At 56.0% G+C, this 25,876-nt stretch carries 24 protein-coding genes; 12 read left to right on the top strand and 12 right to left on the bottom strand.

The genetic code is table 11. The features are described from left to right. Positions 1–28: 28 nt before the first annotated feature. Positions 29–430 (bottom strand): flagellar basal body rod protein FlgB, encoded by a 402-nt coding sequence (gene flgB, locus Q3Y58_RS11355; RefSeq protein ID WP_274218610.1) that lies wholly within the window; start codon positions 428–430, stop codon positions 29–31. Between the two features lie 393 nt (positions 431–823). Here flgB and Q3Y58_RS11350 point away from each other — a divergent pair, with 393 nt between their 5' ends. Continuing rightward, entirely contained in the window at positions 824–2,488 is a 1,665-nt protein-coding gene (locus Q3Y58_RS11350) for a flagellar biosynthetic protein FliO (RefSeq protein ID WP_319622299.1), read from the top strand. 19 nt (positions 2,489–2,507) lie between these two features. Beyond that, entirely contained in the window at positions 2,508–3,245 is a 738-nt protein-coding gene (gene fliP / locus Q3Y58_RS11345; protein ID WP_413697813.1) for a flagellar type III secretion system pore protein FliP, read from the top strand. Between the two features lie 93 nt (positions 3,246–3,338). Here fliP and Q3Y58_RS11340 read toward each other — a convergent pair whose 3' ends face one another. The 5 genes from Q3Y58_RS11340 to Q3Y58_RS11320 are packed head-to-tail and all read right to left on the bottom strand — an operon-like array spanning position 3,339 to position 10,769. Then, positions 3,339–7,721, bottom strand: a complete 4,383-nt coding sequence (locus Q3Y58_RS11340; RefSeq protein WP_319622298.1) for a hypothetical protein — start codon at positions 7,719–7,721, stop codon at positions 3,339–3,341. Between the two features lie 47 nt (positions 7,722–7,768). Then, complete coding sequence (locus Q3Y58_RS11335; protein ID WP_319622297.1) at positions 7,769–8,416, bottom strand: MotE family protein; 648 nt, start codon at positions 8,414–8,416, stop codon at positions 7,769–7,771. A gap of 5 nt (positions 8,417–8,421) precedes the next feature. Further along, positions 8,422–9,009, bottom strand: coding sequence for a DUF6468 domain-containing protein (locus Q3Y58_RS11330; protein ID WP_319622296.1), 588 nt, complete (start codon positions 9,007–9,009; stop codon positions 8,422–8,424). A 14-nt stretch (positions 9,010–9,023) separates the two neighbouring features. Further along, positions 9,024–10,259 (bottom strand): flagellar motor switch protein FliM, encoded by a 1,236-nt coding sequence (gene fliM, locus Q3Y58_RS11325; RefSeq protein WP_319622295.1) that lies wholly within the window; start codon positions 10,257–10,259, stop codon positions 9,024–9,026. Between the two features lie 12 nt (positions 10,260–10,271). Continuing rightward, the gene (locus Q3Y58_RS11320; protein WP_274218604.1) at positions 10,272–10,769 is read right to left on the bottom strand and encodes a flagellar basal body-associated FliL family protein; all 498 of its coding nucleotides are present in this window, start codon (positions 10,767–10,769) and stop codon (positions 10,272–10,274) included. Between the two features lie 289 nt (positions 10,770–11,058). On the opposite strand from Q3Y58_RS11320, the gene flgF reads away from it, so the two are divergent. Genes flgF through flgH form a run of 4 tightly spaced genes read left to right on the top strand, consistent with a single transcriptional unit; the run spans position 11,059 to position 14,319 of the window. Further along, a complete protein-coding gene (gene flgF, locus Q3Y58_RS11315) occupies positions 11,059–11,793 on the top strand; it encodes a flagellar basal-body rod protein FlgF (protein ID WP_319622294.1) in 735 nt (244 codons plus the stop codon). A 23-nt stretch (positions 11,794–11,816) separates the two neighbouring features. Then, complete coding sequence (gene flgG / locus Q3Y58_RS11310) at positions 11,817–12,599, top strand: flagellar basal-body rod protein FlgG (RefSeq protein ID WP_274218602.1); 783 nt, start codon at positions 11,817–11,819, stop codon at positions 12,597–12,599. Between the two features lie 11 nt (positions 12,600–12,610). Beyond that, a complete protein-coding gene (flgA, locus tag Q3Y58_RS11305) occupies positions 12,611–13,579 on the top strand; it encodes a flagellar basal body P-ring formation chaperone FlgA (protein ID WP_319622293.1) in 969 nt (322 codons plus the stop codon). After that, a complete protein-coding gene (gene flgH / locus Q3Y58_RS11300) occupies positions 13,576–14,319 on the top strand; it encodes a flagellar basal body L-ring protein FlgH (RefSeq protein WP_319622292.1) in 744 nt (247 codons plus the stop codon). The genes flgA and flgH overlap by 4 nt, the downstream gene beginning before the upstream one ends. Before the next feature lie 226 nt (positions 14,320–14,545). Here flgH and dksA read toward each other — a convergent pair whose 3' ends face one another. Together dksA and Q3Y58_RS11290 are read right to left on the bottom strand one after the other, a co-directional pair. Next, positions 14,546–14,962, bottom strand: a complete 417-nt coding sequence (dksA, locus tag Q3Y58_RS11295) for an RNA polymerase-binding protein DksA (protein ID WP_274218599.1) — start codon at positions 14,960–14,962, stop codon at positions 14,546–14,548. A 161-nt stretch (positions 14,963–15,123) separates the two neighbouring features. Beyond that, positions 15,124–15,561: a flagellar assembly protein FliX gene (locus Q3Y58_RS11290; protein ID WP_319622291.1), complete on the bottom strand. Its 438-nt coding sequence runs from the start codon at positions 15,559–15,561 to the stop codon at positions 15,124–15,126. A gap of 258 nt (positions 15,562–15,819) precedes the next feature. Between Q3Y58_RS11290 and Q3Y58_RS11285 the strand changes: the two genes are divergently transcribed. The 4 genes from Q3Y58_RS11285 (at position 15,820) to Q3Y58_RS11270 (ending at position 18,384) form a co-directional block, all read left to right on the top strand. Continuing rightward, entirely contained in the window at positions 15,820–16,914 is a 1,095-nt protein-coding gene (locus Q3Y58_RS11285; protein ID WP_274218597.1) for a flagellar basal body P-ring protein FlgI, read from the top strand. Next, the gene (locus tag Q3Y58_RS11280) at positions 16,914–17,216 is read left to right on the top strand and encodes a rod-binding protein (RefSeq protein ID WP_274218596.1); all 303 of its coding nucleotides are present in this window, start codon (positions 16,914–16,916) and stop codon (positions 17,214–17,216) included. Before Q3Y58_RS11285 ends, Q3Y58_RS11280 begins: the two co-directional genes overlap by 1 nt. Beyond that, complete coding sequence (locus Q3Y58_RS11275) at positions 17,217–17,705, top strand: hypothetical protein (RefSeq protein WP_274218595.1); 489 nt, start codon at positions 17,217–17,219, stop codon at positions 17,703–17,705. Between the two features lie 130 nt (positions 17,706–17,835). Further along, positions 17,836–18,384, top strand: a complete 549-nt coding sequence (locus tag Q3Y58_RS11270) for a hypothetical protein (RefSeq protein ID WP_319622290.1) — start codon at positions 17,836–17,838, stop codon at positions 18,382–18,384. Between the two features lie 127 nt (positions 18,385–18,511). Here the strand turns inward: Q3Y58_RS11270 and Q3Y58_RS11265 are convergent, their stop codons facing one another. Beyond that, entirely contained in the window at positions 18,512–19,675 is a 1,164-nt protein-coding gene (locus Q3Y58_RS11265; protein WP_319622289.1) for a flagellin, read from the bottom strand. A 353-nt stretch (positions 19,676–20,028) separates the two neighbouring features. Then, positions 20,029–21,192 carry a flagellin gene (locus Q3Y58_RS11260; RefSeq protein ID WP_319622288.1) on the bottom strand — a complete coding sequence of 388 codons (1,164 nt, stop codon included), beginning with the start codon at positions 21,190–21,192 and terminating at the stop codon, positions 20,029–20,031. A gap of 356 nt (positions 21,193–21,548) precedes the next feature. On the opposite strand from Q3Y58_RS11260, the gene flbT reads away from it, so the two are divergent. Beyond that, on the top strand, positions 21,549–21,959 hold the full coding sequence (gene flbT / locus Q3Y58_RS11255; protein WP_274218591.1) for a flagellar biosynthesis repressor FlbT: 411 nt from the start codon (positions 21,549–21,551) through the stop codon (positions 21,957–21,959). Further along, complete coding sequence (gene flaF, locus Q3Y58_RS11250) at positions 21,925–22,314, top strand: flagellar biosynthesis regulator FlaF (RefSeq protein WP_274218590.1); 390 nt, start codon at positions 21,925–21,927, stop codon at positions 22,312–22,314. Before flbT ends, flaF begins: the two co-directional genes overlap by 35 nt. A 101-nt stretch (positions 22,315–22,415) precedes the next feature. Here flaF and Q3Y58_RS11245 read toward each other — a convergent pair whose 3' ends face one another. Together Q3Y58_RS11245 and flgK are read right to left on the bottom strand one after the other, a co-directional pair. After that, on the bottom strand, positions 22,416–23,951 hold the full coding sequence (locus tag Q3Y58_RS11245) for a hypothetical protein (protein WP_319622287.1): 1,536 nt from the start codon (positions 23,949–23,951) through the stop codon (positions 22,416–22,418). A gap of 1 nt (position 23,952) precedes the next feature. Next, a complete protein-coding gene (gene flgK, locus Q3Y58_RS11240; protein ID WP_319622286.1) occupies positions 23,953–25,818 on the bottom strand; it encodes a flagellar hook-associated protein FlgK in 1,866 nt (621 codons plus the stop codon). Between the last annotated feature and the right edge of the window lie 58 nt (positions 25,819–25,876).

The following is a 25,876-nucleotide window of genomic DNA, read 5'->3' as shown; positions in this document are numbered from 1 at the left end:
TTCCCCGCGCGTTGGTCCTAAAAGCAGCTTATGCCGACCGCTTGATGGCCGTCTTCAAAATGCCCAAACCACGGGAATAGAGGCTGGTTGCCATCTGATAATCCATCTGGTTCTGGGCAACCTTCATCATCTGCTCCTCAAGCACCACCGAGTTGCCGTCCGGTGTGCGCTCGAAACTTGATATGTCCTGCGCCTTGGGCGAGCCGCTGCTCGCCGACAGGGTCATATGCTGATCATCGGTCTGCACTGGACTCGAAGGAGAAACAGTGTTTTGCACCATTGATCTGAACTTAAAATCCTTCAGGTCCTGACTTTGGTAGCCGGGTGTGTCCGCATTGGCGATGTTCTCTGCCAAGACGCCCTGACGTGTTTGATGCCACTGCATTTTTTGGCGCAGTGCTTGAAACACCGGCAGATCAAACATGGCCATTAGACCGCGTGCCCCTTAAGTCTCGAATACCCTCAGCAATACATTAGGTAAAAATTGCCTATCAATTGGTTAACAAAAAGTTAATATTAACCAATTAATAATAGGTAGTCGCAGAAAACGGCCATTGTCCTGGGGAGCCCACAACTGGCAAAATGCAACAGTGTGAGCAACGGGAATAATTTGCCTATACGGGTTTCAAACAGGAAAACCGAGAGGTACCTGTGAGTCCAGCGTCAGAATCCCGCGTGTCGGCGGCCTGCAGAGTTCATCTGCCGACCATCTTAAGATATGTAGGGCACTAATTCATTGGTATTAGGGATTCGGAGTGTGGCACAGCCAATAAGCAGGTAAAGGCAAAGTTGCACGCATCTACTCCGAAGAAGTGGGGAAATCATGAAAGAATGGCTGGCGAGCTCGTTTAATCTTCCGCCGGAAACAGCTCTGTTATTTTCTGTTGTGATTGCGTTGATCGCCGTGCTGGCGTTGATCGCAATCATCGTTCCCCTCTTGAAGAGATTTGCCCGCACGACCTACAAAGGCGGGCGCAACAGGCAGCCGCGCATTGCCATCATGGATGCAGCGGACGTAGACACACGTCGCCGCCTTCTGTTGGTACGACGCGACAACGTGGAACACCTCATTTTGGTGGGTGGCAACACGGATATTGTGGTGGAACAGGCAATCGTTCGCGCTGCCCCACATGCCAAGGCCGCGCCTGAGCGCCATCGCGCACCAAACGGCTACCTGCCAGCACAGGTACCCGGATATGATGAAACACCGCTGCCAGAAGCAACCGAACTGAAAGACGCAGAGCCGCGCCCCGTTCGGGCCGCGCCGCAGGTTCAGCAGGTACAGGGCCAAGCCTCTGAAGCCAAGACTGCCCCCGCTCCGCAAGCAAGACAGCAACGCGTTGAGCCGCAAAAACCAACCACCCCCTATGAGCCTCCACATCTTGACCACGCAGACCCTGAGTCTGCTGTCGCCAAGCTGGCACCAAAGCGCATTTTTGGCGCCGCAAAAGCCGCAGTTCAAAATGTAGCAGCCACGGCACAACGGCCGCGCACGACACCAACAGCGCCTGCTGCTGCGCCAGTAGCGGCCGCGCCTCAACAGCCAAACCCGCAGGCCACCCCACGCCCTGCGGCTCCGGCTGCACCGGTTGCGCCCTCCAAACCTGCCGAGCAAGCTGCACCTGCCCCCGCCCCTGCCGTTGCTCCTGACTCCGAAAAACCTGCAGAAGTGAAGGCGGCACCGGAAGCGCAGACAACACCAGCCCAACCTGCCCCGACAGCCGTAGAGGCAAAACCGGCGCCACATGTGCGTCCCGCAGCGCGCCCGCACCCTGCTCAGCGCCCAATGCCTTACGCCGCGCGCACGCCTGCCCCCAAGGACAGCGGCGCTGCGAACACTGACAAGCCAGCAGAACGGTCCCGCTCGACCTATGTCGGCACCATCACGCCGCCGCTGTCTGGTCCAGCTGCACGCGCAAAGACCGTTTTTGGCAACGGGCCGGCCACTGGCGAGAAACCAAGCCAGCATGCCACCAACGGACCTATTCGCGCTTTCTCACGGGCAACGCCGAAGCCGGTGCCAGCGCCAGCGGACACAGCCGCCGTTGCAGAAGGCTTGGAAGCCGAGCTGGGCAGCAGCCTAACCGACAACGCAGAGGCACCAGCGGACGCCAAGGCGGCGGACAACGTCAAGACGTCAGAGACCAAAGCGGCCGAGAACAAAGCCCCTGAGGCCAACGCGCAGGCGCACAAGACCGAAGGAAAGCCGGAAGCAGCTAACAAGGCGGAAGAAGCCAAGCCTGAAGTGAGGGACGCTGCAAAAGACGAACCAAGCTCCGAAAAGGCCGAGGACAAGACCGCTGACGCCAAACCCTCTGAAGAGGCAAAGCCTGCTGAAGACACCAAGGCAGCCGAAGCGGCCACTGACAAAGAAGGCGACACAAAAGACCAGAAGAAAGCCGATAAAGGCTTCATGGCGTTGGACGATGACATGGCCGAACTGCTCGATGAGTTGGAAGGCGGTTCCAAGCAGTCTAAAGCGGGTTAACGGGTAAAATTCTGTGCTTTTGAGAAGCTTCGCCGCGCTGGCGTTCGTGCTGGCGGTGGTCCTCGGCTTTGCCGATGGCGCACTGGCGCAATCACTGACCATTGATCTGGGTGACAACAACACGCTCACCGAGCGTGCGGTGCAAATCGTTGCCCTGCTCACCATCCTGTCCCTTGCGCCAAGCATTCTGGTGATGGTGACGAGCTTCACCCGTATTGTGGTGGTGCTGTCGCTTTTGCGCTCCGCACTAGGTCTGCAAACTGCACCGCCCAACACGGTAATGATTGCGCTGGCTCTGTTTCTCTCTGCCTTCATCATGGCGCCGACGTTTCAGCAGGCCTATGACGCTGGTGTCGTGCCCCTGATGGATGGCACCATTGAGATGGACGAGGCGTTTGAACGTTCCTCGGAGCCATTTCATGTGTTCATGCGCAATCAGGTGCGCGAGTCGGATCTGGCGCTGTTCCAAGACCTGGCGAACCTGCCTGCCCCTGAAACGCCAGAGGAGATCAGCCTGCGTGTACTGGTGCCTGCCTTCATGATTTCCGAGCTGAGGCGCGCCTTCGAGATCGGGTTCCTGCTCTATTTGCCATTCCTGATCATCGATCTGGTTATCGCGTCTCTTCTCATGTCCATGGGTATGATGATGCTTCCGCCGGTCGTGATCTCTCTGCCTTTCAAGCTGATCTTCTTCGTTCTTGTTGACGGGTGGCAGTTGATCGCAGGAAGCCTGGTGCGAAGTTTCGGGGTCGGATAGCCCACCTTCAAAAAGGACATCCTCACGACGACAAAGGCCCCGCGATGCTTCACATCCGGGGCCTTTTTAGTGAGCTGGTCGTTGTGTGATGATCTAGAGGGAGCTTCCCGCGTTCTCAGAAAGGGATGGGCTGAGGGCCCCTGCCGTCAGGTACTGGCGGCGGTACTCATCCAAAAACGCGTCCAGACTGTCCGTCGCAGCAATGGAGCGCGACACATCCAGAAACTCAACGCCGCGCTCATCAACCGGGCGCGTCACCACTTCGAAGGCTGCGGCATTCGGACTGCTGCTCATCTTCTCGGAGTATTTCTGGCGCAAACGATCCAGCCCCAAACTGTCTGAGGACAGCGAGTAGCCAATAGCTGCGCGCAGAATGTCGGTCTGCTCCTGCTCATCCAGTGGGAATGCATCCGCCCAGCGGCCAGCATGCATCTTTTCAATCTGCTCAGCAGCCTTTTGCCAGCTCTCAGCAGCCCACAAGGTATCGGCGCGCAAGCGGTCCACATCTACACCGCTCATGTTGCGCACCAGTTCCAAAGCAAGATCCGGACGCCCGCTTTCAGTCAGCGCCCGCGCTTCTACCAGATTGCGTTGGCGTTGCAACGTGGCGGGAAGCTGCGCCTGACGGGTCTGGGACAGAACACGCAAAGCCTGCTCTGGCTGGCGGTCCAGCAGGTAAACAACACTGAGGTCAGCGGCAATCTGAGCCTTGGCAGCGCCCTTGAGACGATGATCGATCTGATGGCGCAAAACGCGCGCGGCTTGATCCAGAAGGTCCAGGTCAATCATGCGGTCTGCCATGTAGCGCACCATCTGATCCCCTTCCCGACCAACTGGCAGCAGCTCCCGGAAGTCGTAGAAGATGGCAAGCGCCTCAATGGCGTCCAGCTTGTCCGCGCCTTCACGCAGGAACAAGTCGGTGAAGACATCCCCCATCTGCATTTGAAGATTGCGGGTGATCTCTGAATCCGGATCGGACAGGATGGCCTGATGCATGGCCGCAAAAGCATCGCGATAGGCGCCCTCTTTGGCCTGTAGCACCGCAAGAAGATCAAGAGTGCGCAACTCCGTTTCATCCCCGCGCCAGATCGTCGACAGATTGGCAAGCTCGTCGATCGCTTCCTGCTCTCCCAAATAGCCATCGCGGTATTTTAGGGCGATGTTGCGGTACTGCGCCTCTGCCGCTTCCGGCCCCTCGAAGTTCTCCATCACATACTCAAAGGCCTCGATGGCCTCCTGAGTACGCCCTGAGGCATCCGCGATGCGCCCGCGCAGCAAGTCATAAAGAGCCGATTGCTCCCGGTTGGTTGCCGAAGGTTCGATCTGGGCAAGATAGGCGGCTGCGCTGCCAAAATCCTCAAGCTCCACGTGCGCCTGTGCCGCCGCGAGATTGAAATCGATCTGGATGCTTTCCGGATAGCTGTCGATCACATCCCCGGCTGTCTCCAGATTGAGAAGAGAACTGGGCCAATCTTCAAGGGACACATCCGCAAGGGTTTTCCAAACAGCGGCATCCGGGCTGCGCGTCAACTCGGGGGACTCAAGATACTCCTTCGCTGCGCGCGGACGGTGCGCCATCATTTGCGCTGCGCCCATCATCACGTTGAATGTAGCATCTGTGGCAACCGTTGGGTCTTGATCCTTTGAAAGCTCAAGAAGACCCAGCGCTTCCTCTGCAAAGCCGTAGGCAAGGTAAAACCGCGCCATATCGAGGCGCGGTCCCTTTACTGCTTCCGGATCTGCCAGGGCCACTGCGGCCTCAAAGTCCCTTAACTGGCCTCGATAACGATTAACATCCGGCTTGGTAAAATTAGAGAACTCGATCAGGCCGGGCTGGGTCGGGTCTTTGATCGGCGTGTCCCGATCGAGCGCGCGCCACAAATCCTCGCTGGAAACCGCAAGGCCATCATCGCGGGTGATCAACACATCCTCGCCGCTGACCTCAACATTCACACCATCTGCATAAAGCGTAACCGCAACCCCCTGCAACGACTGCAGGAACTGGAGCTGAGTGTATCGGTGCGGCTTGATCAGACCCCGCGCCGGTCCTTTCACGGTGACGGCGTAAATGACATCGCCCACATCCGGGTCGCGTATCTCGTGAAGCGCTGCGCCTTGGCCAACAGCAACGCGCAGAACCGCTTCGCCATCCCCTTGCACATTCCGCTCGACTTGCAGCGGGGCGCTTGGTTCGGTCACAGAAGGACCAACAGACAAGACCCAGCGGTCCTTTTCTGCACTGAAGCTCGCCAGTGTGGAGCGCTTCAACCGCATGCGAATGACCTGATAATCCCCATGATCCTCGTTAGAGAGGCCGTGAATGTAGGGATCAAGAGCTACTCGCAGGGCTCTGTCATCAATCGGCACATTGCTGTCGAAGATGAGCCAATGGAAACGGCCACGGCGGAACATGGCCGCCGGAACTTCAAACCCAAACGGTAGGTGAACCTGAGCGGAGTTTCCAACACGGCGCACCTCTACCGCGACAAGCGGGGGTGCTGCTTCCTGCGCGTAGGCTGGAACTTCCTCTGCATTAGGTACTGCAGGTGCCTCATCGCGCTTTGGTGCCGGAGTATCCTGATTGATCGGAATGATGCGTGGCAGCGGTGATGCCGGAGCCTTTGCTGTTTCGGTTTCCGCCTCTGTTGGCTGCGCCTCTGATGCGGGTGCAGTTGGTAGGTTCACCGCAGAGGTCTCCTGAGCCGTGCCTTGTGCCGGAGGTGCAACCTCTTCAGCGCTGTCAGAACGCTGGTCAACATCTTGAGCAGTTGGCGGGGAAACAGCTTCCTCCGCTGCCTCAGAGGTTTGCTCAACAGCTTCAGGCTCAGCAGGCTGAGGTTCTTCCACCGCAATCGAGGAAGGTTCAGTGCCGGGGTCAGGGGTGGTTTCCTGAGAAACCTGTTCCTTTTGAGGAGCAGTTTCAGGTTCTGCAGGTGCAGGGTCCACCTGTTCCGGAACGGCATCCTCTGAAGGGCTTTCCTCCGCCACTGGAGAAGGCTTGCCCTTCGGTGTCAGCTCGCCAGCAGGTCGTGGATTTAGCTCACCAACAGGCTCCAGATCACGCGCTGGCTTGGCGCTTGGATGGTTCGGCTTTTCTTCCAGCGGCTCATCGTCAATGAAAGGACGTTGCGGCGTCGGGCCGCTCCCTTCAGGTACTGGTGCGCTCAAGGAAACGAGAGGCTCTTCACTCAATCCAAACGCCTTGGCGGCCATTGCCACCTCATCCGCTTGCGCAAGAACGGCGGCAATGGGGTCATCCACCTGCCCGAGTGCTTCAGACATGGCGGTTTGCTGTGCCGGTACTGGTGTTGGGGCCGGTGCCGGATTGGTCTGCGGCCGAAACACTGACGGCGTAAGGTTCATCGGACCAGCAGCAGGGGCAACGGCAGGCGTCGGTGTCGGCGTCGTTTCAGGCACAGGCTGCGGCTGAGGAGAAACCGGCATCAAACTCGGACGCTCTTCCGGACGAACGCCCAACGCGACCACCCGGTCTTCCCCTTCGCTCTGTTGCAAAATCGGGTCGGCATAGACCTCATCAACATCTCGCAGCAGGCTGTTCTTCTCAGCGCGCTCCTGAAGCTCGGTTGGCGTCACGTCCACCACGTAGCTCGAGCCCTCGCGAAACGCCCGCACATCTGACGCCGGATCGATAGCTAACTCGACAAACAGGCCAGCATCACGAATTTCAGAGCGCGCACCATAAAGTCCGAGCGGCGGGTTGATCAGCATACGCGCAAGGTCGAGGGTGGCTTCCCGGTCGAACTGAACTTCCACCCGATCGGCACGGCGCACGAAAGCGCTGTCAAACGGAACGGACCAGTCGAACACCAGGCGGGTGAATGTGGGGTGCTCCCCAACCCGCAGGTCAACCTGAGCCTCTTCAACAATCTGCTCTTCGCGGTCCCGCTCCAACTCACGCAACCGGCGCAGAGCTTTTTCTGCCCGCTTGGCAAGATCCGCCACCACGTCCTCTGGCAATGGGGGCGGAAGGCCCTGCCATGACCGCGGCAAGAGGTCGATAAAGAGTTTTTCGCCCGCTTCCATGCTGTTCACATTCACGGGCTGCTTGAGGGCGAAGCGCAGGGCTGCGCCATCAGGATCCCGGCGGGCAACAGAAATGTAATCACTCAGTTCTGCGGGAATTTCGTCAACAGCCGCATTGATGCCATTGGGAAAGGCAATGCGTAAAACACCAGCTGTAACCAGTGCATCATAGTCTGGCAGAAGGGTCCGATCGGGAAAGGTAATGACAATGCGCCCAAAGCCCTCTTCGGCGCTGGCCGTTATTGTTGCCGTCTCCCCTTGCGCAAATGCATCAGCCGAGACGAGAAACAAGCTTGAAAATACAACCCAAAGGGACGCAACAAGACGCAGAAATCCGATGCGGGCTGCAAACGCACCACGCCCTATCGACAAGCTCTTTTTCACGTAGGGTCCAGAACCCGTCAACACCGCCCGATTCCCCTGATACAGCATTGCGTATTTCTAGCAATTTGCTTGTTAACGCACCCTTACGATGCCCGTTAGTTGCCTTGAATCTTGGGCAAAAGCGCCTGAGGCGTCTCAACTGCAGACTGACGGCCGACGGCAATGGCCACAGTCAAGCGCTCTGCTGCTTCCGGGCTCATGTTGGACAGAATGTCAGCCATCTTCCGGGGCTGCATTTCTGCAACAACCTTCAGCAGGACATCCATCTCCAACCGATCAAAAATGCGAGCTGCGCTTTTGGCTTTCATACTCTCGTAGATCTTGATGAGATCCTTGATCTCCTGCGCTTCTTTCTCTGACTGAGCAGAGACATTCGCTTCAATCCGGGCCTCAATTTGCTTCAGCTCGGCGATGCGCTTCTCAACGCGTGCTTCAGCAGCGGCAAGCATCTGTTCACGCAGGTTCAGCTCTTCCTCGCGCTGTTCCAGCTCCTTGCGGCGTTCGCCAAGGCTGGACAGAACCGCACGCTCTGACACGGACCCACCAAGAGCAGAGCCCCCCGGCTCACCAATACCGGGAGGTGGCGTTGTATCAACGCTCGAAGGATCGAGAACAGACTGCTGCGCTCCAGCCATACGCACTGTGCTCAAGTCGTAGCGGCCATCCAGAAAAAAGCCCACCAGCTTGAGGACAAGCAGGGAACTGATGGCAAAAACGACGATCGGAAGCAGTCTTAATCTCACGCCATTCACCCCTGTGCTCTACGACGGAATTGTTCCAGCCGCGAGGTGGAAGCCTCCGCTGCCTTGAAGATGTCCTTCACCCGGCTGTGGCGCGGCTCTTGCGGCGCGGGCTGTGCAGGCGCTGGCTGCTGAACAGCGGGCTGAGCCATTTGAGCCGGAGCGGCTGGCTGCGCAGGCATTTGTGCATGAGTGTACTCAGCATGTGCAGCCACGCGAGCTGCCACTTCTTCTGCGGCCGCTGCAGCAGCCTCATAGCTGTTCACGTTCGAGGTTGGCTGACCGGCAACGGCGGCATCCGCCACCTGCCCTACACGGTCCAGAACATCTGCACCAACGCCGATTTGGCTGGAAAGACGGCGTGACAACGCCTCCGCTTCCCCCAGACGCTCACCAAGTGTCTTGTCCGCGTTGCCCGCAGTAGACTTGAGACCCAGGATGGCCCGCTCGGCAATCTCGGTGGCGGTGATCAGCTCTGAAATGGTCGCACGCAAGGAGGCCTCATCGGAACGCAGGCGCTTCAAACGCTGGTTCAGCGTGAAGCAATAGCCGATGGTGACCACCAACAGGACAGCGACTACAATTTCAATGATCATCCCGATAGCCATCCTCAGATCCCTTCCGATTTGTTCTGCATGGACCGCTCAAACGCTGCCAATGTCATTTTTGGTTGGCGCAGTTTGCTTGCGATCTCAATGGACACGTTGTCGCCAACGCGGCCCATTACCCCCTGTGTCAGCGGTACCCCTCCGCATTTGACAGTAACTGGATCCTTTGGACCCACATCGAAGAGCAATGTTTGCCCAACTTCCAAGTTCAGCACCCGCTGCAAGGGAATGCTGTTTTCATAAAGCACCGCATCCACATTGACCTCGGCGCTGAAGACTTCAGAGGCCAAGTGACCTTCCCAGATAGGGTCACGGCCAAACTTTTCGCCCATGAACATCTGGAGCAGCAGATCACGGATCGGCTCCAGCGTTGCATAAGGCAACATGATCTCGACCTTGCCGCCGCGATCTTCCATGTCGATGCGCAGCTCAACAAGAATGGCAGCGTTAGCTGGTCTGGAGATTGCGGCAAAACGCGGATTGGTCTCCAACCGCTCCAATGGCAGTTGCACCGGAGAGAGCGGCGCAAACGCCTGCTCCGCATCCACAAGGATGATCTCAATCATCCGGCGCACAAGATTGGTTTCAATAGTCGTGTATGGGCGCCCCTCAACGCGCAAGGGGCTCATGCCGCGACCACCGCCCAGCAGCACGTCAATAATGGAATAGATCAGCGAGGATTCCACCGTCACCATACCAAAGCCATCCCACTCCCTTGCCTTGAATACACCAAGGATTGCGGGCAGCGGAATGGAATTGAGATAGTCACCGAAGCGAACGGAAGTGATGGAATCCAGCGAAACTTCCACGTTGTCCGAGGTAAAGTTGCGCAGGGAAGTCGTGGTCAAACGCACAAGGCGGTCAAACACGATTTCCAGCATGGGCAAACGTTCATAGGACACCATCGCCGAGTTGATCAGCGCCCGTATGCCCGTGTTGTCGCCCGTGATGGTTTCGTCGAGACTGAAGCCGAGAAGGTTGTCGATTTCCTCCTGATTGAGGATACGATCAGCCCCGCGCGTTGCTGAATCCAGCTCCGGCTCGCTGTCCTCGATCATGGCCGCCCATTGGGCCGCTACATCCTCAGCATTCGCCGCGCCCTGCTCCTGGAGGGCAGCACCCCAGGCAGCGGCAAGATCTTCATCATCATCAGAGATGTCCTCATCCACCGTGGCGGTGGACGCATCCCAATCCTGTCCCCCGGCGGCCCCCGGTGCGGCATTGGAACCTGCTGCCATGCAATGCCTCCCCTATTGAATCAAAATCTCTTTGAACAGAACGCCATCCACCTTGGCAGGATAAACGGCGAGGTTAATGCGACGCAGAAGCTGTTCCTTGAGACGAAACAGCCCTGCTGACCCTTCAAGATCAGCCGGACGCAGCTCCCGCAGATAGATCTGGAAGGCATCCATGATCCGCGGTAAGTACGGCTCGATATCGCTGACCACGGAATAACTCTCGACCTCGAGAGCAATTCGGACCTTCAAAAACGTGCGGCGATCATCCGTCGCAAGATTAACCGTCATTTCCGGCAGGTCATAAAACACGACAGACTTCTGCTGCGCCTGCTTGGGCGCATTCGGATCGGCAGAGTCCGTCAGGCTATCGAGAAGCCCCATATACACACCAAGACCGCCCAGTGCGGAAAGAAGAACCACACCGCCAAAAACTGCAATCAGCAGCTTTTTCTTAGATTTGCGCTCTGGTTCCTGCGTTTCTTCTGTTTCAGGAGCCTGTGCATCAGTCATCTCTCGACCCGCCCAAATACAGTGAGGGATTTTAACTTAAGTCTTAACAATAGGTTAAACAGCCCAAATGGTTAACAGATGGTTAACAAAGCCATCTAGGCAAGTTTTGCCCACTGGCATTTTTTAGTAGCTCATTATTGCTGGGTCCTATGTGAAAGGATCTAACGAAATCCCGCAATTCCCAGAAAAACGGCGAGTCTGTGGCCGCATTGTGAGTTGGCACGGTCCCTGCATATGGTTAACCGCTAGCCCGGCCGGGTTAGCTTGCTGGGGAGCAAGGACGACGAACATGGAAAACGCACAACTTATAGGGTTGTCGCGTCAGCTTGGCTTGCGACGTCAATTGGACGTCATTGCAAACAATCTGGCGAACATCAATACGGCAGGCTTCAAAGGGCAAAATCTGCTTTTTGAAGAATACCTTATGCCAAAAGCAGAAGCGACGGCCTTTCAGCGGCCAGACCATCCGCTGTCTTACACAAACGATTACGGCGACGCGACCAACTTCGCACAGGGCGCTCTGCGCGAAACGGGCAATCCACTTGACGTTGCAATTCAAGGCGACGGTTTTCTGGTTGTTCAGGGGCCGACAGAGGAACTTTATACCCGGGCGGGAAATTTTGCCGTTGGCCCGGATGGCATCCTTCAGACGCAGCAAGGATACCCTGTACTGGTGGATGGCGGCCCAATTGAGATCAATTCCGAAGATGGCCCGCTTTCAATCGCCAAGGACGGCACCCTCTCCAACAATCAAGGGATTCTCGGCCGACTGAACATGGTGAACTTCGAAAACCCGCAGGAGTTGACGCTGCGCGGGCAGAACACCTACGCCGGCGAGAACCCGATTCCCATGGAGAACATCGAGGTGCAGCAGGGCTTTCTGGAGATGTCCAACATTGAGGGCGTCGTCGAGATTACCCGCATGATCGAAGTGACCCGCAACTACGCATCAGTCTCGCGCATCATTTCTCAGCGCGATGACCTGCAAGAACGCGCCATCCGCGAACTCGGCCGCGTATCGTAGCCGCGACGTAAAGGACGACACCCATGAAAGCACTTTATATCGCAGCAACAGGCATGAAGGCACAGGAGCTCAACGTTGAGGTGATCTCCAACAATGTGGCCAACATGCGCACCACCGGCTACAAGCGCCAGCGCGCGGATTTTCAGGATCTTCTCTACGAAAACCAGCGCCGCATGGGCACGCAGACTTCTGATGCCGGCACCATTGTGCCGAACGGCGTGCAGATTGGCTCCGGCGTACAAACCGTTGCCACCAGCCGCATCATGTCTCAAGGCACCGCCAACAGTACCGGCAAGGAGCTGGATCTGGCCATTCGCGGCGAAGGCTTCTTCCAGATTGAACGCCCAGACGGCACCACTGCCTACACCCGCGACGGCTCCTTCGCCCGCTCCCAAACCGGTCAGCTCGTAACCAATGATGGCCACCCGGTCCTGCCGGGCATCACCATTCCGGACGGCTCCCGCGACATCACGATCAACAATCAGGGCCTTGTTCAGGCCATGAGTGAGCAGGGTCAGGTTGTGGAGCTGGGGCAGATCGAACTCGCGCGCTTCGTCAACAAGGCAGGCCTTGAAGCAATTGGCGACAACCTGTTCCTTGAAACGGAAGCAAGCGGCGCCCCTCAGACAGGAACCCCGGAATCGGATGGTATGGGCGGCGTTAAGCAGGGCTTCCTTGAAGCTTCCAACGTGGATGCCGTTCGCGAGCTTTCCGACCTTATCGCCGCTCAGCGCGCCTACGAAATGAATTCCAAAATCGTTCAGGCCGCAGATCAGATGTACTCAACCACCACGAACATGAGATAGAGACTGACTTCATGACCCGCAGTCTGATCCTTGCTTTCTCACTTCTTTTGGGGCTGACGACCATCGCGGCGGCTGCGCCCGTGTTGCGCTCCCACGTGATCGTGAATGGCCCGATCGTGACAATCGGCGACTTTTATGAGGACGCTGGAGAGTTCGCCCAAACGGCAATCTTCAGGGCACCTGACCATGGCAAGACCGGTGAAGTTCCAGCAAGACTGATCGCGCGTCAGGCCCAGGACGCTGGCTTCTGGGAAGCCGCAACAAATGGCCTTGAAGTCGTGACAGTGCACCGCGCTTCCGTTGAAATGACAGGTGCCATGATCTCCAAGCTGGTGAAGGGCAAAATGGCCGATCGCCTTCTGGGAAACGACAACGACATCGAGCTGCGGTGGAACACCCCACTACCAGCGGGCATTCATGGCGATGCAGGCGTTGCCAACCCAATTTCGTTGACCCACCTAAACTGGGCCCAGTCAAACGGCCAGTTCCGCGCCACGTTCTCAGTGGTGCGCGATGGCCGCGCCCAGACTTTCGCTCTGGATGGCCAGGCCAACATCATGGTGGAAGTGACCACACTGGCCCGCCGAGTAAAACGGGGCGACATCATCAGCAGCAACGATCTGCGCATTGAACGGGTACCCGCACAGCGCATGACCCGCCGCGCCGCCCTTGATGCAACGCAAGCCGTTGGTCAGGCTGCCCGCCGCTCGCTGCGTGCAGGTACGATCCTGACCGAGAACGACATTACCGCCCCGCTTCTGGTCAAGCGCGGTGAGAACATCATGGTCACCTACGCCATCCCCGGCATGCAACTCACCACCATTGGCCGCGCAAATGCAGATGGCGCAATGGGAGACATTATTGAAATCAAGAACATGCGTTCCAACAAGGTTGTCCTTGGCACCGTGACCGGCTCTGGCCGTGCCCACGTTTCCAACCTCGGCCAATCCGTTGCGAGCCTGAATGAGGCCCGCCCATGAAGACCGGCGCAAAGATCGTAACCCTTACCCTGATTGCCGCCATGACAGCAGGCTGCACCGCCGCAGACAGACTGTCCCAGGTCGGCAAGGAACCACCGCTTACCGCCATTCAGGACCCACGCACGACGCCGGGATACCGCCCGGTGCAGATGCCGATGCCAACACCTGAGCCGGAGCACTACAATGCCAATTCACTGTGGCGCTCAGGCAACCGTGCCTTCTTTCAGGATCAGCGCGCAAAACGGGTTGGCGACATCGTGACCGTGGTCGTGACCATCGAAGATGAGGCGGAGTTCGACAACTCCTCGCAGCATTCCAGAAGCGACACCTCGAATGTGGGCGCAGGCGGTGCATTGGGCACAGCAATCGATACGCTGGCCCTTCCTGCAAGCACCACCTCCTCAGCCCTCGCCTCGGTTGACAGCAGCGCAAACTTCAACGGCTCCGGCTCCATAGACCGCAAGGAAGAGCTGAAGACCACCGTTGCCGCCGTCGTTACGCAAGTTCTGCCAAACGGCAATCTGGTGATCGAAGGGCGTCAGGAAGTGCGCGTGAACTACGAAGTTCGTGAACTGATCGTGGCAGGCGTGGCGCGCCCGCAGGACATTCAGTCCAACAACACCATTGATTCAAAGAAGATCGCGGAGGCCCGTATAGGATACGGCGGCCGCGGACAGATCAGCGCGGTTCAACAACCACGCTATGGCAGTCAGGTTTTGGATATCGTCCTGCCGTTCTAGCCATAAGTTTCGCCGTAAGGCTCCCCAGCCCAAAACGGCCGACGGGTACGGTGTTTTGCTCCCCAGCACACCGTGCCCGTTCTTTTTTAGGGCACTAGCCCTCACCCAACATATCGCAGGAGGAGAATCTCTTTGGCGGAGCTGCAGGCCAAAGAAAAAGGCAGATGCGGTTGAGATCTTTTTGACCCACCCAGCCATCTGCCGAAGTACAAACTGTAATTATCTATCAGTCGTCGCGATAAATTTTCTCGCGGCGTTCATGCGCTTCCTGCGCCTCAATGGATAGGGTCGCGATTGGGCGAGCATCCAAGCGACGAACGGAGATCGGCTCTCCGGTCTCTTCACAATACCCGTAGGACCCATCTTCAATACGAGCCAAAGCGGCATCGATCTTTGAGATCAGCTTGCGCTGACGATCACGTGCGCGAAGCTCGATGGAGCGATCCGTCTCTGAGGAAGCCCGATCCGCCAAATCCGGATGGTTCTGACTTTCTTCCTGCAGATTGTTGAGAGTCTCCATACTTTCCTTAAGGATGTCATCCTTCCAAGCCAGCAACTTCCGACGGAAGTACTCGACCTGGCGCTCGTTCATGAACTCCTCGTCCTCGGTGGGACGATAGTCAACTGCGATATCAACCGCCATTTGCAACTCCGGCTACCTGTATGGGCGGCTGGAATATAGCGGCGTCTAATGAAAACGACAACGCCAGATAACGGAGAATTGTTCTAATCTCCTAAATGTACGTAGGATTAGGCTGTACCCCAACGTGATATCCACATGTACATTATTGATTTTGCAGTGAATTACTCTGGAAATCGACCAAGTTTAGCCAGCTCGATTCTTGCTCGCAGCTCAATATCTTCGACTATTTGATCAAGACCAGCATCGCCACTTTTTACACGGTTTGACAGCTGGGAGACAATTTTCTCAAGCCGCTCTGGCGAGACACGCCCCTGCAGCAAATCAATCTTCAAAAGATCCAGTTCATCAAGCAGATCGAGACCATGCTTCATGGCCTTTCGCTTCCCGGTCATCGGGTCATCGACCTGCTGAAGCATCAAGAGCGCGTCCACATTCTGAATGCCGCTGGAATGAGCTGAGGATTGCGCAGACTGCGCCTCACTGCCCCCCTTTTCGACGGAAAACGAATTGGAGGACTTTTTCGGATCGTTCTTTGTCTTCTTAACTCCGGCAGTCGCAGAGAGGCCGGAGACAGGTGTCGTACGAATGAGCACAGTCATTTCCTCTCAAATGCACCAGTCAGATTCATTAGTTGGCCCTAAGGTGACGCGAACACGCCAACTGGGCAACTCTTGCCTCCTGACTTTTTGGAACCCGGCAATCGTTATCCACCCCATTCACCTGCAATGGGCATAAGGCGCAGATTCCCGAGCAAAACCGCTACTCTCAGTTTGGCACGCTTTTCGCTAATGAGTGACCGAGACGTTTCCGGAGCAGCATGCTCCAGCAAAAGCCAATTGGAAAGAGCACCGGACCCGATGCGACGCATTCTGTTGATCCTAGCCATGATCGTGACCCTTGCGCCTGCCCATGGCGCGTCGCGCATCAAGGATATTGCGGATTTTGAAGGCATTCGAGACAACCAACTGATCGGATACGGCCTCGTGGTCGGCCTCCAAGGCACTGGCGACTCCCTTAACAACGCCCCCTTCACCCGGCAAAGCCTGCAGGCCATGCTGGAACGTCTGGGCGTTAACACCAATGAAGTTGATCTGAACACGGACAACGTGGCTGCCGTAATGGTGACCGCCAACCTGCCTCCGTTCGCGACCCAGGGCACCCGAATTGATGTGTCGGTTAGCGCGCTTGGCGATTCAAGCAGCCTTCAAGGCGGCACGCTACTCGTTACCCCGTTGATGGGTGCGGATGGCGAGGCCTATGCCATCGCGCAGGGGCCGGTCGCAATTGCGGGATTTCAGGCGCAAGGCGATGCCGCTTCGATTACCCGCGGCGTCCCAACCGCTGGCCGCATCGCCAATGGCGCGCTCGTGGAACGTGAGGTAGAGTTCAAACTGGCAACCATGCGCGCCGTCCGCATTGCGCTGCGCAACCCGGACCTGACCACCGCCCGCCGCATTGCCATTGCCGTGAACGAACTGATCGGCCTTCCAACCGCAGAGCCGCTGGATCCGGGCACCGTGCAGTTGACGCTGCCCAGCAACTTCAATGGCAACATTGTTGACCTGCTGACTGACGTGGAGCAGCTGCTGGTGGAACCAGACCTACCTGCAAAGATCGTTATTGATGAAAGCTCCGGCATCATCGTGATGGGGCAGCAGGTAAAGGTCTCTACCGTTGCAGTGGCACAGGGCAACCTGACAGTCACCATCTCGGAAAGCCCTGAAGTGGTTCAACCAAACCCATTTGCCAATGGCCAGACGGCCGTTCAGCCACGCACAGACCTACAAGTGACCGAGGACCAGAGCCAACTGGCCCTGGTCGACGAAACCATCACCCTGCAGGAGCTGGTGGACGGACTGAACGCGCTTGGCATCGGACCTCGGGACCTGATCTCAATCCTGCAGGCGATCAAAGCGTCCGGCGCCCTTCAGGCAGAAATCGAGGTGCTGTAATGAGCTTGATCAACACCGTCGCCGCAAACCCGGCTGGCGCCTACAGCAGCGCCCCGGCAGGCACCACACAAGAAGACGCAATCCGCAAGAAAGCGCAGGATTTCGAAGCCGTCTATCTGAACCAGCTCATGCAAACCATGTTCAACGGCGTAGAGTCTGGCGGCACGTTTGGCAACGGCCCGGGGGCCGATGCATGGAAATCCATGATGATCAATGAATACGCAGCCAGCATGGCGGCAAACGGCGGCATCGGACTTGCCGACTCCATCACCAAGCAACTGCTTGAGCTGCAAGAGATCTAAATGACAGATACCAACGATAAAGTACCGTTTATGTTTGACGCCAAAGCCATTACGACCCGCGAACAGGCCGAGGAGTTCTGCTCTCGCTTTGACGAAGCCCTCAACACCCTTGTGGAAGTCATTGACGAAGAAACGCAGATGCTCAAGCGCGGCGAGCTCTCTCAGCTGCCCGACCTGACCCCCCGCAAGACTGACGCGATCGAGAGCTACATGAGCGGGATTCGGGCCGCTAGCGCCAACGCCATCGCCCTCGGCAACCTGGCCCCAGAAGCCATCCAGGAGATGCGTGAACGTCACGGACGCCTGCGCCCTCTCCTGCAACAGAACCTCACAGTGGTCGCCACAGCACGCTCTGTGAGCGACCAGATTGTTGAAACCGTAGCAAAAGCAGTGGGTTCCCAACTGCAACCGCAGACCTACGGCTCCAATGCGACAGCTTCACGACCAAATAAAACCGCTAAAGGTTTGTCAGTTAATCAGTCACTTTAGACCAGTATTCCCAACTATACTTAAGGTTACTAATTCGTTAAAAATTTAGTAAAAGCAGCTTTCAATAATTCTTGGCTTTATCCCAAGTTTAGTGTATTATTTCCCCAAGTAATTTTCTGGAGTGCTGCAAATGATCGAAGCAATTAACCAAAGGCCAACGGCCTTCCAGTACGCGCTTGCGGCTCCGTCTACGGCGCCGCGTGCGGATCAGGACGCCGTCGGGACGGAACTGGACGCGGGACTGACTGTAACCGCTACGGAAGCCGGTGGAGAATCCGATACCGCAACTGACAAGAGCTATGCCTCTGATTCCCGCTCGGGCGCAACCGAGCAGGTAGAAAAGCGCCTTGTCCGTGAACGCGGCTACGACGAAGAGATTCGTGAATTCACTTACACCCTGAAGCAAGAGCCAAGCGGCGAAGTGATCTTTGAGATCCCAACAGAGACCGCCCGCAGGATCACTACTTTCATTGATCAGCTGATTACTCTTCAGGAACAAGAAAAAGCACCAGAGATTGAGGCGGCCACAGTGCCTTCACTTGGCACTTCTTCTGAAGACACCTCCCCTGAAGTTCAGGAGGAGGCCTCTGTAGAAGCAGCCGTTGACGCTCAGAATGCGCAGCGCGCAGCGCCACAGCAGACGGACCCACTCCGAACTGCCATTCAGGCCGCAGCCTAACACCTGACCAGCGAACAAGAGAAACGGGCTCAATGCCCGTTTTCTTTTTGCCATAAGAACTGAAACATAAAAAAAGCGCACCTCGTTGAGGCGCGCTTTTTCTCTATCAGAAGATGTCGTCTCGAGCTTATCGGATAAGCTGGAGAACAGACTGGCTTGCCTGAGCTGCCAGAGACAGAGTGGAGGTTGCAAGCTGCTGCTGGGTCTGAAGCGCAGAAAGGTTCGCACCTTCCTTGTTCATGTCAGCAAGGGTCAGCTTACCAGCGCCCACTTCAAGGGTCTTGATCAGGTCAGCAGTGAAGTCCTGACGGTTTTCAACGATGGACAGGTTCGTACCGAAAGTAGAAGCCTGTGCACGCAGCGTGCTTGAAGCAGCAGTCAGTTCGTCAACTGCAGAGTTGATGCTGGAGTCAGACTGGAAGGTACCAGCGGTCGCATCAGCTACGGACTGATCCGCAACACCGGCACCATCAGCACCGCCACCACCGTTGTTGGTGTAGGTGAAGCTGAAGTTTTCATAGCCAGCCGCAACGGAGATACCTGTAGTTCCATCGTAGGTGACGGTAGAGTCCAGGTTGTCATCAAGGAAACCAACTAGGTCATCCACGGTGGTTGTGGCATCAATGGTCAGCGTAGAGGTCGTACCATCAACGTCGATCGCGAGCGTATCGGTATCTTCAAATGCGCCGAGAGATGCAAGCGTGGTGTTGCCATCAGTTGCACCAGTCACAGTCAGAGCAGCAGCAGAACCCTTTACGGACTCGGTCACTTCACCAACTGTCAGATCACCGCTGGTGAGATCTGTAAAGTCAACAGCGCCAATGTTCAGCTTGGAGGAACCATCTTCGTTGAACTTCACTTCAAGGTCGTTGCCGGTACCAGCAAGAAGGTTCTTACCTTTGTAACCGGAGTCCTTAGCGATGTCCTGAATCTGAGTACGCAGTTCGTTGAACTGCTTCTCGTAGGTTGCGCGCTCATTTGCGTTGTCGGTCTGCAGAGCCTGGTTGGCTTTCGCCTTCGCAGCGTCAATCAAATCCGAGATCGCACTGATACCGTTGTCAGCAGCTTCCAGCGTGGAAACACCCTGACCGATGTCGTCCTGCAGGTTGGACAGGTCACCAGCGCGGTTGTTCAGGCTTTCAGCAGTGAAGAAGGAGTTTGGGTTATCCAGCGCTGAGTTCACCTTGAAGCCTGTTGAGAGGCGTTCCTGGGTCTGAGAAATCAGGTTGGATGTAGACTGCAGAGTGCTCAGGTTGGAGCGTACGGCGGCCGTAAGAGTAACGTCAGACATTGCAATTCCCTTTCTAGGATACGTTTTGTCCGTTCTGGACATCGCCTCTTTCTGAGACGCACCTACGAAGCTGAATTGCAGATCTTAACAAAAGGTTAATTGATTAGATTGACTCAGCCAAAGAGACGGATGAAGCCCATATCGGCACAATCAAAAATTGAATATCTGATAGTTTACACTTTTTAGATTAATTAAGCGCACCAATTGCAGCGATCATGAATTGCATAAATTTTTAGTTGCAATTTATTGGGGTATCGCACCACCAAAGGAGAATCATCACGCGGAGCACCAAAAACAAAAAGCGCGCCACAAGGGCGCGCTCTTCATGAATGTAAAAGGCCTGTGTCCGAAGCTTATCGAATAAGCTGGAGAACAGACTGGCTTGCCTGAGCTGCCAGAGACAGAGTGGAGGTTGCAAGCTGCTGCTGGGTCTGAAGCGCAGAAAGGTTCGCACCTTCCTTGTTCATGTCAGCAAGGGTCAGCTTACCAGCGCCCACTTCCAAGGTCTTGATCATCTCAGAGGTGAAGTCCTGACGGTTCTCAACGATGGACAGGTTCGTACCGAAGGTAGAAGCCTGTGCACGCAGCGTGCTGTTGGCAGAGTTCAACTCACCAATTGCAGCTTCGATACCTGCATCGGTCTGGAAGCTACCAGATGTCGCGTCAGAAACTGACTGATCCGCAACACCGGCACCTGCAACACCGCCACCACCGTTGTTGGTGTAGGTGAAGCTGAAGTTCTCATAGCCCTCTTCAACAGAAATACCTGTGGTTCCATCGTAGGTGACGGTCGCGTCCAGGTTGTCATCAAGGAAACCGACTAGGTCGTCCACTGTGGTTTCGGAACTGATCGTCAGAGTAGCCTTGGTACCATTTACGTCGATTTCAAGCGTATCAGTGGCTTCAAACGCGGCGAGGGATTCAAGCGTGGTGCTACCGTCAGTTGCGCCGGTAAGAGTCAGACTAGCGGAAGAACCCTTATCGGATTCTGTAAGCCCGGAAATCTTCATGTCACCGTTCTCGAGGTCAGTGTAGTCAACTGCGGAAATGTTCAGGTTCGAAGAACCATCTTCGTTGAACTTCACTTCAAGATCGTTGCCGGTACCAGCAAGAAGGTTCTTGCCTTTGTAGCCAGAGTCCTTAGCAAGATCGGTGATCTGCGTCCGCAGTTCGTTGAACTGCTTCTCGTAGGTCGCGCGCTCTTTTGCATCGTCGGTCTGCAGTGCCTGGTTTGCCTTCGCCTTTGCAGCATCAACCAGCTCAGAAATTGCAGAAATACCCTTATCAGCGGCTTCAAGCGTAGACACACCCTGACCAATGTCGTCCTGCAGATTGGACAGATCGCCAGCGCGGTTGTTCAGGCTTTCAGCAGTGAAGAACGAGTTTGGATTGTCCAGCGCTGAGTTGACCTTATAGCCAGTGGAGAGGCGTTCCTGGGTCTGAGAAATCAGGTTGGACGTAGACTGAAGGGTGCTCAGGTTGGAGCGTACGGCTGCGGTAAGCGTAATATCAGACATAGTGTTTCCCTTTCTAGGATAAGTTTGCCCGTTCTGGGCGAGTCTCCATTCTGGAGACATAACTTGAGGTTGCGCCGCATTTATTAATGAAAGGTTAATTTTTTGCGGAATATGCATACTTAAGGTTGCGTATTTTTAATTGATGCACCCTGCCTGTGTGCGTGACATATTCGACCACTGATAATGAAGGGGGATGCATTGCCGCTCCTGCGAGAATATGCTGCACACAAGGCACGTTATTGCAGCGATATTCACCAAGGAAATTGAGGATAACGCTAGAGAAACTGACCGAATTAACTTCTGTTAACTCTTAGGTTTCCTTTAAATCTCATACTCCGGAAAAAAGGGAGATAGTGGTGGCGCTCAAGGTCGAATTAAAGCCCGGTGAAAAGCTGATTATTGGTGAATCCATGATCACCAACGGTACACACCGTGCGCGCTTCTTCATTGAAGGATCTGCACCTATTCTCCGAGAAAAGGACATTCAGACCGTCGAAAGCGCTGATAGTCCAGCAAAGCGTATCTATCTGGCCGTTCAGATCATGTATCTGGAACAGAAGACCGAGTCTGTTAGCGATGAGTATTTCAAACTCGTCGGACAGATCATTGAAGCAGCCCCAAGTACGGTCCCTTATGTGACCGACATCAGCAAAGCGATAATTGCGGGTAATTATTATAAGGCCCTCAAGGAAGCCCGTAAGTTGATCGACTACGAAAGGACCCTTATCGGTCATGTATCAGCAAGCAACCCAAGCCTACCAGAATAGCGCAAAGAACACCGCTGATCCGAGAGAGCTTGAAGCGGAACTTCTTATGAAGGCGGCAGCACGGCTGACGCTGCTCAAGAATGACTGGGACAACTACTCCCGAGAAGATCGCAACGAAGTGCTGATCTTCAACCGGAAGCTATGGACTATCTTTACAACGGATGCGACAGCTGAAGAGAGTCCTTTGCCGCCGGAGATCAAGACCAACATTGGCAATCTGGGTGTGTTCATCATGCGCGAGACAATGAACATTCTTGCCAGACCGAACAAGGACAGCCTTGATACGCTGATCAACATCAATCGTGCCATTGCAGCAGGCTTGCGCGGCCAGACTGAGCCACCAGCGCAGCGCTGATCAAGAGCCGATTGGCATTTGCAGATACGCGTAAGGGCCGGAAAATCCGGCCCTTTTTTTGTTTTTGTGAGGTCTTACTGCCAACTGGGCAGAAAGAGCACCTAGAAGTAGTTGGAGAGAGACAAGCTCAGGAGCCGGGTCGTTACCGCGTAGCTGGTTTCCAGATTGGTCTGGATCTGCAGAAGCTCGGTCGCTGTCTGCTCCTTGTCAACGTTCTCGATGCCGCCAATCATCTGCTCGTAGGTCAGTTTCTTTTGGTCCAGTCGGTCAGAGGTGTTCTCCACGGTCTTGTAGGAAATGCTCATCTCTACAGCCACACTCTGGACCCCAGACTGCCGGTTGTCCGGCACGGAAAGGTCAGAGTCTGTGCGCTCTGAAAGCGCGCTGTAGTACTCGCGCGCAACCGCTTCAGGATCAGACCCGGAAGTCCCCGGCTGAAAGTCAGCAGCTACAAAAACGGCCATTCCCTGAAGAAGCTCGGCAAAACCACGCTCCTGCGCCGATGCGCCATACTCAACCTTGAGACCGTTGTCGATCAAGGCGAACTTTTCTGACCGCGCATCGCCTTCTGGGACATCCCCCTGGTACCATTCAAAAATCTGAGCGGAGCCATCTACGAGGGCTTCACCTGACGCATCCGGCAAATAGGGAACCGCAGGATCTCGGGCACTATCATAGGTACCGAAGAACTCCGCCCCGGCTTGCTGATCAGAGACAGCCTTCAGATCGGTGTTGGCAGCATCGGAGAGTTCTGACTTCAGCGCAGCATCCAGATTTGCTGCCGTCTGATCGACATCCGCGCCAATCTGGAACGTGCCCGGCTCGCCAGAAGCTTCGCTGGTGGCCGTCAGACTGATTTTCTTTGAGGTGCCATCAGGCAACGTTAGATCAAAGGTGACCGCATCACCCTCTAGCGGCTGCGCATTCAGCGTTGCAGACGCATCTGCCGGCGTCGCACCCGCTGCGGCACTATAGTTTGTTGAGATGGCCGCGCCTGTGGCTGATACGCCAGCAATCTTGAAACCAAAGTCGCCCGTGGAAAGCTCTGAAAGCGTAACTGTGGCAGTACCGCCACCAGAGGTTACAGCCGTATCAAGACGCCCCTGCCCGCTTGGACCAAGATGCGCTGTCGAGAAGGCGTCCATGACCTGCTTCAGGCCCATCTTGGAGCCATCGCCTTCCATGATCTCATCAAAGGACGCAACGGGGCTGCCTTTGGCATCCCCGCCACCGTAGAGATAGTAACCACTCACATCAGTGTTCAGCAGCGACACCACTTCGCGCATGGCAATTTCTGCCGTCGCCTGTGAGGTCGTTTGTCCGTCAGTGGTCATCACGTAGCTGTTCGGATCGATGGCTGAGACGGCCTCGCGGCGCAGCTCCTCCATCCGCTCCAACGTCGTGTTCAAGGTTTTCAGATGGATGGAGGCAACATCACCGCTGGTCTGATAGGCCTCGATACGTCCAACCTCAGACTTCAAAGAGAGGTTCAGGTGGCGCTGCTCGCCCAGACCGCCATAGGTCTGAGAAACCTTGCCAGAGACCAGCTGCGTGGACTTGGTTTCAAACTCGCGCTTTTGATTGACGATCAAGTCCGCGAGGAATGTGCTGTTTGAAGAAACCCCGAAAATGCTCATGTTAGCGTACCACCTGCATCAATTCATCAAACATGCTGTTGACCGCAGACAGCACGCGAGCATTTGCCGAATAGGCATTCTGCAGCTCAAGCAAGTTCACAAGCTGCTCGTCCACATCCACCTTGTAGCTCTGCTCATAGGCAAGTTTTGCCGTTGAAACCGCCGTCTCGGTTACATCAAGGCGGCGCTGAGCGGTGTCAGCTTGCGCACCTTGGGTGGAGATCACCTGACGGGTGAAATCGGCAATGGAGCCTTGGAAAGGCGACTGGCTGGCGCCAATGCCCGTCTCCGAGGAGAAGGTAAACTGAGTGGTGTTGAGCTGGTCGATCAGATACTCGGCACGGGTACTATCCTGCGCACTGGAGCCACTGCCCCCGGCCTCCCCACCAAGAATGGACGGATCATCCGAAACTTCAGGATTGACCTTGATTGCCAGCGCATAGCCAGCCTTCTGACCACCGTTCTCAAGGGCACCAGTGTATGGCTTGCCCCCATCCCGGCCGTCAGTGAACACCGGCACGGCCAATCCAGGCTCAGATACATCGGTTTTCGCCGTGTACGAGGTCAGGCCTGTCATGGTTACGCCCGTAGACGCCGTATCCGTCAAGACCGTCAGCTCACCACCAGCATCAACCGAAACGGAAAACTTGGGGCCCAAAGCGTTTGAGATCTGGTCTTCAATGGATGCACCAGAGCCAGAGATATCAATTCCAAACACCAAATCGTCGGCACCAGCGGTGGCACTGCCGTCAAGTGGCAGCATAGACGGATCGCTCACCGCAACAAACGATACATCGCGGGTAAGCCCGCTTGCCGTGGTAAAGCTCAGCTCGATCACATCGCCAGGCTGATCATAACCACTGACATCAGCTGCAAACCCTGTCTCCACAGGCGGGGTCGCGCCATCATCGGCCGCGTTTCCCCCATCGACATTGCGGGACAATGCCAAGGACATGGAATGGGCAATTTCGTCAAGCTGCGTCTGCGCTTCCGGCAAAACCTCATCGCGCAGCGTCAGAAGGCCACCAATGGAGCCCCCTTGCATGTCGGCAGCGGACAGCTTCATCTCGGAACCATTGGGAGACACAACAGACAGCGGACCGCCCTCAACACCAGCAGTCAGATGCGCGGTACGCTCGAAGGAAAGCTGTGAGGCCTCGTCATCATAAAGCGTGTGGCCGGACTGAGTTGAAATGCGCAGGGCACCATCGGAGTCCTTGTGCACCTCAACGTCCATGTAGTTGGACAGATCTTTCAAGAGCATGTCCATCTGATCATCCAGCTCGGCGGTAGACTGACCTTCCGCCCGCGTTTCGATGATCCGTGTTTCCTGCGCCTCAATGCTCTTCAGGATCTCGTTGACGGACTGGACCTGATCGTAGGTCATGGAGTCCGCTTCGGCGCGCATGCCCTGCACCTGCTCTGAGGTGTTGTTCAACGTGAACGCTAAACCTTCGGCCGCAGAGACAACAGTCGCCTGTACAGACTGGGATGACGGATCGGCCGCCAACTGGGTCAATGCATCTGTGAATTCAGTCACGCGGTTGGGCAGGCTGGTGCTGTCATCCAGCGAACCGAACAATGAATCCAGACGGGCTGTATAGGTTGCAAGCGTCTTTGCAAAACCACCACCGCTGAGCTCGGACCAATAGGCATTTCGAAGGGTTTCATCAACTTGCCGCTTGACTTGTGTGGACATCACATAAGAGCTACCGGAGGTCTCATTCACCCCTTGCGTCCCGGGTAGAGACTTGGTGGTATAACCCTCGGTATTCGCGTTAGCGATGTTTGTGGATGTAACCTTTAGCTGAGAATTAATCAGGGACAGGCCTGAGGCGGCAGCATTCAAAGCAGAGGTCAAGCTCATATCATCCAACTCCAACAGATGGACGGCTGAGTTTCAGCCGCCCATGAGATTCAATCAG

The sequence above is a fragment of the Nesiotobacter zosterae genome (assembly GCF_033843645.1).
GTDB lineage: Bacteria > Pseudomonadota > Alphaproteobacteria > Rhizobiales > Stappiaceae > Pseudovibrio > Pseudovibrio zosterae.
The sequence above is the reverse complement of the archived record's forward strand: the minus strand, read 5'-3'. Positions and strand labels throughout refer to the sequence as shown.